Genomic DNA, 13,017 nt, shown 5'->3' with positions numbered 1-13,017 from the left:
TCCTAAATTACGCTTTCGTTTGAGAATTCTGTATCCAAAGCTGGCGACTTTTTAAAGGTCTGTCACCCAACAAAGAGCTAATCATTTGCCGATAGAGCTTAGAGAGTAATTGTAACTGTTCTGAATTAAAATCCATACCCTTTTCATAATTACACATAGACAAGATCTGCTGTCCACTTAAGCTCGCTCGACTGGCTTGCACAATCGGCATAAAGCCTGCATTCAGTTGAAACTGATAATACTGTAGGGGATTAATATCGGCCTGTGATGCATCAACAGAAAAGTCTAATGGATAACCCAATTCTTCAATCAATTCATGTTCAAATTTTCTTAAAATTTGCCTTAAAAATTCATTTGGATTGATCTGCCGGGCCATCGTTTGCAAACTACTTAGGGTTTCTGCATATTGTAAAAATGTTTGAGGCATTTCTACTTCTAATGGGCATAGTCGCAACAAAATTTCATTTAAATAAAAGCCAGAAAAGAAGGCATCACCAAAAAAGAAAATCGGCTGATTGACAATTTCTAATTTTGTAAAATTTTTTAGATCAGATTTACCTGATGCTTGCAGTGAGATTGGCTGATATTGAGGAGGTGGCGTTTGCCTAAGAATACCATCGACACGGCCGTGTTCTTGTGTAAATAAATGCACAATATGACTACGTTCACGGTATTTTCTATGATGGATGAGATAACCATGCAAAATTTCATTACGCATGATTCAGGCAATTATTCCTTGCTCTGTTTATCTTGTTCTTTACTGCTATCTTCTTCACCATCTGGAATGATAGCTCCAACTACAGCTGCAGTGCTTTTCACTACACCTTTCGTCGTTTTATACGCAACTTTAACAGGAACAGTCACAATTTTAGTAATACAGCCTTGTAGTAAAAAAACACTCGCTACAATGAATACAACTTTTATCATGACCATTCCTTTTAAAGTTTAAACTTTAGATATCGCTATATCCTAAGCTTTTTAATGCACGCTCATCATCAGACCAACCGCCTTTCACCTTAACCCACAGTGTTAGCATGATCTTTTGTTCGAACATTTTTTCCATGTCCACACGTGCATCCATACCAATTTTTTTCAGCTTCGCGCCTTTTTCACCAATCACAATGGCTTTTTGACCTGGGCGATCCACAAAAATAGTTGCATCAATATAAGTACATGCCGCCTTCGGACGACCTGTTTTTGGATTGATGGTTGCTTCTTCTGTTTTAAATGATTCAATTTGAACCGTTAAATCATACGGAAGTTCTTCACCCAATTGACGCATAATCTTTTCACGAATCACTTCAGATGCAAGGAAGCGCTCTGAACGATCTGTAATTTGATCCATTGAATACAGTGGTGGCTGGAATGGCAAATACTTTTCAATTGTGTCACGCAGGTGATCTAAGTTTGCACCACGTAATGCTGATACAGGAACAATTTCCGCAAAATTCATCAGTTTTGCACGTTCTTGAATCAATGGTAATGCGTGGTTCTTGTTTTCTAGCGTATCAATTTTATTGATCACAAGAAGCACAGGCATATCTGCATTTTTAAGTTTTTCCAAAACTAAATCATCGTTTTGAGTCCACTTATCTGCGTCAATCACGAATAACACAAGGTTAACGTCACGCAGTGCCGAATGCGCCGCACGGTTCATCATTTTATTGATAGCGCGAACTTCTTTTTTATGCATCCCTGGTGTATCCACAAATACAGCCTGAGATTTTTCTCGCGTATCAATACCAACAATTTTATGTCGTGTAGTTTGTGGCTTACGTGAAGTAATAGACAATTTTTGACCCAAAATATGGTTCATTAATGTCGACTTACCTACGTTTGGACGACCAACAATCGCCACAAAACCACTTTTGAAGTCTGACGGAATTTCAGTACCTTGGGCACTAAAAAACTGACTAATTAAATCGTTACTGTCGCTTTGCGACTCGTGATCAGCATCAACGTGATCGGAATGAGTAGTCATTAAGACTTTTGCTCCAAAATTTTTAAAATATCAGCCGCCACTGCTTGTTCAGCAAAACGACGACTTGATCCTTCACCATATTGCACAGCAATACCCTCAACAATACATTCAACTTTGAAATGCTGATTTGGAGCATCACCTTGAATATCTATCACATCGTAAACCGGGAGAGGCTTTTTACGTGCTTGTAAATATTCTTGCAATCGCGATTTTGGATCCTTCAATTGATCTGTTGGTTCAATGTGGTCTAAATAAGGTACATACCATTTCAGCACGATTGGCTCTAAAACCTTCAGGTCTTGGCAATCCACATAGATTGCACCAATAATCGCTTCTACCGTATCTGCCAGTATAGACTCACGATGATGACCGCCAGATTTCAACTCACCCGTACTTAAAATTAAGTTTTGGCTGAGTTTTAAATCGTTAGCAATTTTACCAAGTGCTTCCTGACGTACAAGCGTTGCACGCATACGCGTTAAACGCCCTTCATTTTCATCAGGATAAGCGTGGTATAGATAATTGGCAATTATCATACCCAACAATGAATCGCCTAGATATTCTAAGCGTTCATAGTTGTATTTGTGGCTCACCGATCGGTGGGTCAACGCCAGTTTCAGCAATTCAGGCTGTTTAAACTGATAACCGATTCGACTCGCTAAACGGGCCTCATTTAGCTTGGACTGAGCTTTGATCAAAACGTTTCTCGAACTTTAACACAATATCTATATTCAATAAGAATGGCTTTCTTATCTCATAATCTTTATTTACTTGGATACCACTTACATTTGTGACTTGAGCAATATCCGCAAACTTAACATCTCTTATGTTGTTCATTGATAACCGACGATCCATCTCTTGAACAAATTTAGCAGGTGCAAGGTTTTTTTGCCCATTTAACAATTGCTCTTCGATTTGATTATTAATCAATCGATCATCTAAATATGGTCCCCAAACAGCAACTGCAATTTTAATAATAAATGCAATACCTATGACTGCAAATAGAATTGCAATATAAGACGCCCCTTTTTGATGTCGCATTTTTATTTTCCTAAAGACATATTAATCGATCGCACCATTTCGACCAAATGATGGGATTTTAAAGCCAGGCTCTTTATGCATCCATTTGTAGAATGCACGACCTGTTAAGTTCTCTTCTGGTACAAAGCCCCAAAAACGACTGTCAGCACTTTGATCACGATTATCCCCCATCGCAAAGTAATGACCTTCTGGCACTTTCACTTCCCAATATAAACCATTTTCATTGGCATACTTACCATTGTCAACATAGTTGATAAACGGTGCTTGACGCGCAACATTCACCCCTTCAAGTTCACGCATCGTAAATGTATGCGTACCTAAAGTTTCTTTATGATAAATAGACGTTGGTGTATCTAAACTATCTTTGTCTCGACTAAATTCAGTCGGAACTTTTGGAACCTTTTGACCATTAATAATCAACTGCCCATGATCATATACAATATGATCCCCTGGCAAACCCACAATACGCTTAATATAACTAATTGTTGGTTGTGGTGGATAACGGAAGACCACGACATCGCCACGCTCTGGCTCGCCTACGTTAATAATTTTCTTATTCACGATTGGTAAGCGTACACCGTATTCAAACTTATTCACCAAAATAAAATCACCTGTTTCTAAGGTTGGTACCATAGAGTCCGAAGGGATATTAAATGGTTCATATAAAAATGAACGCAGAATAAGTACAACGGCTAATACAGGCCAAAAATCATAAGCCCATGTAATGATGACATTTTCATTACCCTTGCCCTTGGTTTGTCTTTGTTTCCAAACCAGTTTATCCAACAGCCACACTAAAAAGAAAATTAATGTAACTGGTACAAGGATTAAATTAAAATCAAAATCCATGAGCTAAATGACCTCTGTCTTTATTATCTTTCTACTTTCAATACTGCAAGGAACGCTTCTTGTGGGATTTCAACACTACCCACTTGTTTCATACGTTTCTTACCTTCTTTCTGCTTCGATAAAAGCTTTTTCTTACGTGATACGTCGCCGCCATAACATTTTGCCAATACGTTTTTACGCATTGCTTTTACGGTTGAACGAGCAATGATTTGAGCACCAATGGCCGCCTGGATTGCCACATCAAACATTTGACGTGGAATCAAGTCTTTCATTTTCTCAACCAATGCAATACCACGATGACGTGCATCTTGACGATGACAAATCATTGCTAAAGCATCTACCTTATCACCATTAATTAACACATCAACCTTAACTAAAGATGAAGACTCGAAACGAACAAAGTTATAATCAAGTGATGCAAAACCACGTGAGCATGATTTCAACTTATCAAAGAAGTCCATGACAACTTCAGCCATCGGAATTTCAAAGGTAATTGACACTTGGTTCGCCATAAACTTCATGTCTTTTTGCACACCACGGCGCTCTACACACAATGTCATTACATTACCCAAGTACTCTTGTGGAACTAAGATATGACATTCTGCAATCGGTTCACGCAGGTCTTCTACTGTCGAACCATCCGGCATTTTAGATGGGCTATCAATGTAAATGGTTTGACCATTTTTCATGACCGCTTCATAAATTACTGTAGGCGCTGAAGAAATAAGGTCTAAATCGTACTCACGTTCTAAACGCTCTTGTACGATTTCCATGTGTAGCATACCTAAGAAGCCACAACGAAAACCAAAACCTAAAGCATCTGAGCTTTCTGGTTCAAAGAACAACGCTGAGTCATTAATTTGTAGCTTGTGCAATGCTTCACGGAATGGTTCAAACTCGCTGGCATCAATTGGGAATAAACCTGCATAAACCTGTGGCTTCACCTTTTTAAAACCAGGCAAAATTGCAACATCTGGTGTGCTTGCCAAAGTAATGGTATCACCTACTGGTGCACCAAAGATGTCTTTAATACCCGCAATAACGAAACCAACTTCACCCGCTTCTAGGATGTCAGTTTCGGTATGTTTTGGATTAAACACACCCACAGAAGTAATAATGTGCGTTTGACCTGTTGATTTCATCAACATTTTGTCACCTTTACGCACACGACCTTCTTTAATTCGTACCAGCGAGACAACACCTAAGTAGTTATCAAACCAAGAGTCAATGATCAATGCTTGTAATGGTGCATTTCGATCGCCTTGTGGCGCTGGAATCACATCTACCAAACGCTCAAGCACGCCTTCAATGCCTAGGCCTGTTTTTGCTGAGCATGTTGGCGCATCGGTTGCTTCCACGCCAATAATGTCTTCAATTTCTTGAATTACACGTTCTGGCTCTGCCTGTGGTAAATCAATTTTATTTAGAACAGGAAGAACTTCTAACCCTTGCTCAATAGCGGTATAGCAGTTTGCTACTGATTGTGCTTCTACACCTTGTGCAGCATCTACAACCAACAATGCACCTTCGCACGCAGCAAGTGAACGTGAAACCTCATACGAGAAATCCACGTGTCCTGGTGTGTCAATAAAGTTCAGCTGGTATTCTTCGCCATTTGGATGTGTGTAGTACAAGGTAACTGAGGCAGCTTTAATGGTAATGCCACGCTCACGCTCAAGCTCCATAGAGTCGAGGACTTGCGCTTGCATTTCTCGATCTTGTAAACCGCCACACGTTTGAATAAATCGATCGGCAAGCGTCGACTTACCGTGGTCGATATGCGCAATAATCGAGAAGTTACGAATGTTTTTAATATCAACAGATTTTTTAGCTTGCGCCATGGGCTACCTTGAACAAAATAAAACGCTATGCATTAAATCTCATGCATAACAAAAGCCGAATAGAAATTGCCGTGGATTATAGCAGATGGTTTTTTTAAAGTATCGAAAATAATGAACTCGTTTGCGTGCATTTCTAACCCAGCTAAACAATGAACCTAACTTGTATGTTCCCCAGTCATATCCTCTGTATGATACTGCTGAAAGTCCGTTGGATTTTGATCTGCATCTAGCGGCTGATAAGCTTGGGTAAATGAAGGAGATAAACGTTTTGGTCGACCTGTGGCAATTTCAATACAAGCCCATTGCGTATTGCCCATAAACAAAATTGCACGATCCTTTGGTCGATAAAACATATATTGGCGATATGAATACAGCGCATTAATATCACTAAGCCATGTTCGCAAAATAATTTCATCCCCCAACATCGCAGCTTTGCGATATTGAACATGATGTTCTACCGCAACCATGGCATGTTTTAAAGCCAAATATTCATTTAAACCTAAACCTAAAGCTTCGATATGCGCTGTTGCTACATCTTGCATCCAACTTACATACACCACATTATTGACGTGACCCAATACATCTATATGTTCTGGCTGTACTGTCAGTTTTAAATCAAATGGGGTACTCATGTTGGCCTTCATTTTTACTTTTCAAGATCCCTACAGTCTACGGTAAAACACATATAGGTAAATGACCAAATATTAAAAAACCGTTTCTTTCGAAACGGTTTTTAGCTATGCATTCATCAATAACCAGTTTTTTATTGAATACGCATTCCAACGATTGCACGTTGCCCTTCACGAATAATCGCCACTCGTGCAATCGTTCCTTTTTTCAGCTCAGAAACGGCTGATACAAAATCATTGGCATTATTAATGGTCTTATTGTTTAGCTGTGTCACCACATCGCCTGGCAAAATTTTCGCTTGGGCAGCAATACCATCTCGTAAGACATCCTGAATTAAAACACCACCCTTAACATCTAAACGGCTTAATTCAGCTTCGGTTAAATTGCGAATACTCACTCCCAAAACTGGCCCTTTACTTACCGGTGCCTTATTTTGTGATTGTGCAGGTGTATCATCTGGAGCAACCACTAAAGTCGCACTAATATTACGGCGCTTATCATCACGTAATACTTCTAATTGAATCGTTTGATTTGGCACAGATCGATTCAAGTTATTTAATAAATCAGAAGTTCTTGAAATTGGTGCACCATCTAATTTTAAGATGACATCACCCGCTTTTAATCCTGCTCGAGCAGCTGGAGAATTTGGAGTGACTTGAGTAATTAAAGAACCTTCAGGTTTAGATAAGTTATAAGACTCTGCTAAATTACGGTCAATATCTTGCAAACTCACCCCTAAATAAGTTCGCGTAACTTTACCGTTCTTTTTCAATTGCTCTGCGACATCCATTGCAACATCAATAGGAATAGAGAATGACAAGCCCATATAACCACCCGTTCCACTAAAAATACGTGAGTTCACACCCACGACTTCTCCACGCTGGTTAAACAATGGACCACCTGAGTTACCTGGATTTAGCGCGACATCTGTTTGAATAAATGGTACTGAGGTTTCCCCCATCATATTACGCATTTTTGCACTGACAATACCTGCAGATGCTGAATAATCAAATCCGAATGGCGATCCAATTGCTAAAACTGGCTCACCCACTTTTAATTGCTCAACATTCCCCGTGCGTAGTTCAGGAAAATTAGTCCCTGTAACTTTTAATAAAGCCACATCGGTACGTTCATCACTACCAACTACTTTGGCATCAATTTCACGGCGGTCATTCAATACAATGGTGACTTTAGATGCATCTTCCACAACATGGTGGTTCGTGAGTAAATAACCATCTTTACTGATAAAAAACGCACTACCATACGCAGTTTTTTCTTGTGGCATACGTTGCTGCGGAATAATAACTTGATTACCGAAAAAACGCTTCAAAATCTCAGGGACTTGCTGTTGTAGTAGTTCTTCTTGACTTAACTTTTTAACTACATTCACACTGACCACAGCAGGACTGACCTGCTCTACCAAATTGGAAAAATCGACAGGTGCCGCCGCTTGAACTTGCGTCGCCGCTACAGTGAAAACCGCCGCGTATAATCCTTTTTGTAGGTATTGGTTTTTCATAACAAGTATGCATCCCTTTTTATTGAAGTTTTGAAATAAAATTGTTTTTATCACAAAGTAAAAGCTTCATTCGTAACAATATGTTTAGATATACATCCTAATAAACAATAGCTTAATTATTCCTTAAAAACACACGGTGTATGAATAATATTCATCATTTTTCAATCAACAAAGGCTTGCCTTTTTGATTAAAAAGCGCTGTTATTACCAAACTTTTTTCAAATTAGCTTAATGGATATGCCTAATTTAGAAACAACACATCATTTTGATGTAATTATTGTAGGTAGCGGTGGTGCTGGCCTGAGTTTGGCCTTGTCATTACCCGCACATTTTAATATTGCAGTTTTGGCTAAATCGACACTCACCGATGCCAGCACTTATTATGCACAAGGCGGTGTGGCTGCAGTACTAGATAAAACCGACTCACTTGAACAACATATTGATGACACCATGATTGCTGGTGCATATTTATGTGAACGTGATGCAGTCAAACAGACGGTAGAGGGCGGTAAACCCTCCGTCGATTTTCTACTCGATCATGGTGTGCAATTCACCCTAGATCAGGATGAACAATTACACTTAACCCGTGAGGGTGGCCATTCACAGCGTCGTATTATTCATGCTGCAGATGCGACAGGGCGCGCAATCTCGACTACCTTAGTACAACGGGCACAAGAAAAACAAAATATTCATATTTTTGAAAACTATATTGCGATTGATTTAATTACTTCGCAGAAGCTTGGCCTTGCAGGTAAGCATCGAGCTTTAGGCCTATATGCTTTAGACGATCAAAATAATCAAGTCCACACGTTCCTTGCACCATTTACCGCACTGGCATGTGGTGGTGCAATGAAAGCTTATTTGTATACCTCAAACCCAGACATTGCGACAGGTGATGGCATTGCGATGGCATATCGTGCGGGTTGTCGTGTCGCAAATATGGAATTTAACCAATTTCATCCGACCTGCTTATACCATCCTCAAGCACGTTCTTTTTTAATTACAGAAGCCATGCGTGGTGAAGGTGCATATTTACGCCTTCCAGATGGCGAACGCTTTATGCTCCGTTTTGATGAGCGTGCCGAACTCGCACCACGTGATATTGTCGCACGTGCAATCGATTATGAAATTAAACGTTTAGGCATACGTCATGTTTGGCTTGACATTAGCCATAAACCTGCTGATTTTGTCAAAGAACACTTCCCGACACTCTATGAGCGTCTATTGGAATTAGGCATCGACATTACTACAGATATGATTCCTGTGGTACCTGCTGCCCACTATACCTGTGGTGGTGTGGTGGTTGACGAAAATAGCGAAACAGATATTGCAGGATTATATGCAATTGGTGAGACATCTTATACGGGCTTACATGGCGCCAACCGTATGGCAAGTAACTCACTTTTAGAATGCTTTGTCTACGGTATGGCCGCTGCCAAACATATTGAAACGCATCTACAGCCTGAGTATGTTTCTCCTGAAGTTCCTGCTTGGGATGATTCTCAAGTTACCAATCCTGATGAAGATGTCGTGATCTTGCAAAACTGGGATGAATTACGTCAAACCATGTGGAATTATGTGGGGATTGTACGTACGACCAAGCGTTTGCAACGTGCTTTGCATCGAATTGAAATGCTTAACCATGAAATCACAGAATACTATCAAGACTATCAAGTCAGTAAAAACCTGATTGAATTACGCAATTTGGTTTTAGTTTCGGAAATGATTGTACGCTGTGCGATGGAACGTAAAGAATCTCGTGGATTACACTTTACACTTGATTATCCAGATTTGGCTCCTGAATTACGTAAAACCGTTTTAGCACCTCCTAATTTCCAAGTCGATTGCCCACTGGTGAACGAAGACTAAAACAATGTAAATCATTGCAAACGATTTTAATAAAAAAACGCATCAGGTCGTGGCTTACACGGCCTGATATTTACCCGATTTTCAGCCTGCTATGGATGATGAATTCCATAAGCCTCTTGAGCAGCCCGAAAGCTCAATAAGTGTAATTGCACCAAATCTTCTAATTTTTGATAGCCACCTGCTAATACAAACATCATGGGTATTTGACTGCGATGCGCGAGTTTAAACACCATTTCTTCACGCTTTTGAATGAGTTCAGTACTGAACCATGAAGAACCAAAAGGATCTGCTTGATGACAATCCATCCCTGCTTGATACACAATTAAGTCCGCTCCCCAGTCTTTTGCCATTTGAAAAGCCTCATGCACGGCCAGCGTATATTGTGCAAAACTGCCTTTATCTTTATGAACATGCCGTGTCACGGAACGTGGATATGTAGGGCAACCAAAAATTAAGCCATAAATACTAAAGTTAAATAGATGACTGAAGCGTCGCGTAAATTCAGCAGTACCGTCTCCACCGTGTTGATCACAATCTAAAACAAATATTCTTTTATTGGGAAACTGCTGTGCAACCAGTGCCAAACCATTAAATGTGCAAAATGACCCACCAAATTCAGGCATCGCATGATGAAATCCTTGTGCGATATTGGCAGCAATACCATTTTTCCATGCCAGTTCTGCAGCCAAAATTTGCCCTGCATTAATATTGAGTACTGCATCACGTAGCTGTGTATTCCACGGTTTAAAACCAGAAAATGTGGCTAATTTTTCAGGTATTCCAGTATTAACAGCATCAACATAAATTGGGTCATGTAACTGTTTTAAAATTTCTATATCCAGAACTTCTGGCCTGTGGAAACGAATATTAGGCCATGTCCCCAATGCATCTGCAACCGCTTTAAGCTTTTCCATACTATTGGTATGTGTATGTGCCACATACTGAGCTGAATAGCAGACATTTAACATGCAAATTATTCCAATTGTGCTAAAGCAACATCCATTAATTGTTGTAACTCTGTGGTCCCTGGGCTAAATAACCCATTGGCCACTTGCTGTTCAAAATGCGTACTAAACGCTCGTTTTCGATGTACTGGAGAAACAGCCAAAGTAGTTAATCTTAAAAACCAGAAACCATCAATGGCATTATGTGGAATGATATAGCCACTATATTCTTGGTTTGGAATTTTTTGCGCAATCTGCGTAATGTCATAATCTACTGAAAATAAAGAACCCGCAGGAAGTCGTACTCCGTTCATAATCACTGGGCGCAAACTAATACAAGAGTGATTATCTCCCATATTCATTTTTTCCATGAGTAGAGGCTCCCCCTGTTCATCAATAAAAATATTAATTTCACCCTGTCTTAATACTCTACGATGTGCAATTTTTAGAAAAAAATTCTCTGCCATTGGGCAAGAACCCACTTTAGGCTTTTCACTCCGATTTTTTAATTCAACCACCCCAGTTCCATCACGGGTCTTAGGCAAAATGACATCCTCAATTAAATCGCAAATGAGCTTACTTTCCTCTAGCTGTGCATGTTGACTCAGTCCACGTAATGCCTTTTGACGCTGATATTCCGCTTGTAATTGTTGCTTATAATCCGAGTCTGGCGCATGTGCTAAGAATTGTTGAACTTGCAGATTTTGATCCAGATTATGCCAGTCATTGACCTCTAGCTGATACGAACTACTTTGGTCTTTTAACTGGCGTAAGTTTTTAGCTTCCCATGTCTCAAATAACTTTAAATCTTGATAATCTGCGATATCTCGTGCGGTATTTACATACTCAGCGAGCACACGTGTGGCCTGAGTATAGCCACAACCACGACGTTCACTTTGATGTGAATAATGTTCATTGAGCATTTCACTCAGTTTTACAGACAAAGGATGTACACGAGAAGTGAAAAGCTGAAGGACTTCATGATCTTTATCTGCCATTTTTATTATTCCTGTCTAACTGTTTTTATTATATTTTTTATTTTTTTTTGCAACATAAGTATTTTGTATGTCAGTCCATTTTCCCGCCTAGTAGCCAACATAAACACCAACAATTGCAATAAAGTTGGCATTTATATTCGACAAATGGTCATGCGCATTTTTCATTTACATGATTAGTCTTTATTCAGCCTCACGTGTTGGAGGGATCGAATATGTTCCTGTGACATGCGCGACGGGATCTTCTGAATCAACTGAATAAATCCACACCTCTCCCACAACCAATACTTTACCTAATTTGATTAAGCGGCATTCAGCCCGCAAATTTAATCCCCCAGTAGGCTTGCGTAAAAAGTTAATGTTCATATTTGTGGTGACAGCCAGCCCCACTAAACCAATTTCTCCCAAAATGGCCACATACATTGCAAGATCGGCCAATGCCATCATGGTGGGTCCTGAAATGGTTCCGCCTGGGCGAATATCAATGCTACTCACTTTCCACAATACGGAAGATGAACGTTCATCTACAGCCAAAATTTCACACTTTTCTAAACTCGGCGGATAGACCAATGATAAAAATTGAACCACCTCTTCCAGTTTCACAGACATTAAAAATCACCCATCACGATGTAATGGATGATTTTTAAAGTAGTTTGCTGGTGAAAACTATGACCATTTGGACAAGTGTAGTGAATTTATTTATCCAGTCATCGCAGTATTATTCATACATGGTCACAGATCTATGCAAAACTTATAAGTAGTTCATTGCTTGTGTAAAAACATGTTCAGGGCTTTGTGTCGCATCTAAGCGTTTCACACGCTGTGGTTCACGCATTGCCAAACTTGCATAACCAGACCTTACTTTCTCAAAGAAAGTGACTTTCTCTTGCTCAAAACGATCCAGCGCACCACGTGCTCGTGCACGATCCATACCCAACTCAATAGGCGCATCTAACCAAAATGTGACATCGGGCATACGACTAACAAAATGCTCATTTAGCATCTGTAGTTTGCTTTCACTTAAACCTCGGCCTGCACATTGATAAGCAAAACTTGCATCAGTAAAACGATCACAAAGTACGATTTTCCCTGCTTCTAATGCTGGCATAATCACTTGTGCAATATGTTGCGCACGTGCGGCATACATCAGTAGAAGCTCAGTATCATTACACATTTGCTCTTCGTGATTTACTGCCAAAAGTAAGCCACGAATCTGCTCTGCCATAGGTGTACCCCCTGGCTCACGTGTAAGAATCACATCTTGAGCTTGGCTTTGAAAGTGCTCATAGATTTTACGAATGAGCGTGGTTTTACCAACCCCTTCAGTACCTTCAAAACTGATAAACAT

The 13,017-nt window shown here is 39.8% G+C and carries 14 protein-coding genes; 1 reads left to right on the top strand and 13 read right to left on the bottom strand.

The genetic code is table 11. The features are described from left to right. Window positions 1-7 precede the first annotated feature (7 nt). The 9 genes from recO to DYI81_RS10965 form a co-directional block, all read right to left on the bottom strand. Window positions 8-721, bottom strand: a complete 714-nt coding sequence (gene recO / locus DYI81_RS11005) for a DNA repair protein RecO (protein ID WP_171356351.1) — start codon at window positions 719-721, stop codon at window positions 8-10. An 8-nt stretch (window positions 722-729) separates the two neighbouring features. Continuing rightward, window positions 730-927 (bottom strand): NF038104 family lipoprotein, encoded by a 198-nt coding sequence (locus DYI81_RS11000; RefSeq protein WP_117007524.1) that lies wholly within the window; start codon window positions 925-927, stop codon window positions 730-732. A 25-nt stretch (window positions 928-952) separates the two neighbouring features. After that, entirely contained in the window at window positions 953-1,981 is a 1,029-nt protein-coding gene (gene era / locus DYI81_RS10995; RefSeq protein ID WP_106985896.1) for a GTPase Era, read from the bottom strand. After that, window positions 1,981-2,679 carry a ribonuclease III gene (rnc, locus tag DYI81_RS10990; protein ID WP_106985897.1) on the bottom strand — a complete coding sequence of 233 codons (699 nt, stop codon included), beginning with the start codon at window positions 2,677-2,679 and terminating at the stop codon, window positions 1,981-1,983. The genes era and rnc overlap by 1 nt, the downstream gene beginning before the upstream one ends. Next, window positions 2,651-3,022: a DUF4845 domain-containing protein gene (locus tag DYI81_RS10985; RefSeq protein ID WP_117007523.1), complete on the bottom strand. Its 372-nt coding sequence runs from the start codon at window positions 3,020-3,022 to the stop codon at window positions 2,651-2,653. The genes rnc and DYI81_RS10985 overlap by 29 nt, the downstream gene beginning before the upstream one ends. Before the next feature lie 21 nt (window positions 3,023-3,043). Continuing rightward, window positions 3,044-3,871: a signal peptidase I gene (gene lepB / locus DYI81_RS10980; protein ID WP_117007522.1), complete on the bottom strand. Its 828-nt coding sequence runs from the start codon at window positions 3,869-3,871 to the stop codon at window positions 3,044-3,046. 23 nt (window positions 3,872-3,894) lie between these two features. Beyond that, window positions 3,895-5,712: a translation elongation factor 4 gene (gene lepA, locus DYI81_RS10975; RefSeq protein ID WP_106985900.1), complete on the bottom strand. Its 1,818-nt coding sequence runs from the start codon at window positions 5,710-5,712 to the stop codon at window positions 3,895-3,897. A gap of 155 nt (window positions 5,713-5,867) precedes the next feature. Beyond that, complete coding sequence (locus DYI81_RS10970) at window positions 5,868-6,344, bottom strand: thioesterase family protein (protein WP_117007521.1); 477 nt, start codon at window positions 6,342-6,344, stop codon at window positions 5,868-5,870. 131 nt (window positions 6,345-6,475) lie between these two features. Next, entirely contained in the window at window positions 6,476-7,861 is a 1,386-nt protein-coding gene (locus DYI81_RS10965; protein ID WP_117007520.1) for a Do family serine endopeptidase, read from the bottom strand. A 231-nt stretch (window positions 7,862-8,092) separates the two neighbouring features. Between DYI81_RS10965 and nadB the strand changes: the two genes are divergently transcribed. Beyond that, a complete protein-coding gene (gene nadB / locus DYI81_RS10960) occupies window positions 8,093-9,730 on the top strand; it encodes an L-aspartate oxidase (protein ID WP_117007519.1) in 1,638 nt (545 codons plus the stop codon). Window positions 9,731-9,819: 89 nt separating this feature from the next. On the opposite strand, the gene DYI81_RS10955 is transcribed toward nadB, so the two are convergent. From DYI81_RS10955 to tmk, 4 genes are all read right to left on the bottom strand, one after another. Beyond that, window positions 9,820-10,698, bottom strand: a complete 879-nt coding sequence (locus DYI81_RS10955) for a histone deacetylase (protein WP_117007518.1) — start codon at window positions 10,696-10,698, stop codon at window positions 9,820-9,822. 5 nt (window positions 10,699-10,703) lie between these two features. After that, window positions 10,704-11,672 (bottom strand): hypothetical protein, encoded by a 969-nt coding sequence (locus DYI81_RS10950; RefSeq protein ID WP_117007517.1) that lies wholly within the window; start codon window positions 11,670-11,672, stop codon window positions 10,704-10,706. A 180-nt stretch (window positions 11,673-11,852) separates the two neighbouring features. Further along, on the bottom strand, window positions 11,853-12,278 hold the full coding sequence (locus DYI81_RS10945) for a PaaI family thioesterase (RefSeq protein WP_117007516.1): 426 nt from the start codon (window positions 12,276-12,278) through the stop codon (window positions 11,853-11,855). 142 nt (window positions 12,279-12,420) lie between these two features. After that, window positions 12,421-13,017, bottom strand: a complete 597-nt coding sequence (gene tmk, locus DYI81_RS10940; protein WP_117007515.1) for a dTMP kinase — start codon at window positions 13,015-13,017, stop codon at window positions 12,421-12,423.

The organism is Acinetobacter sp. SWAC5 (assembly GCF_003419885.1).
GTDB classification, from domain to species: Bacteria; Pseudomonadota; Gammaproteobacteria; order Pseudomonadales; family Moraxellaceae; genus Acinetobacter; species Acinetobacter cumulans.
Note: the sequence above shows the minus strand (reverse complement) of the source record. Positions and strands in the feature narration are given on the sequence as shown.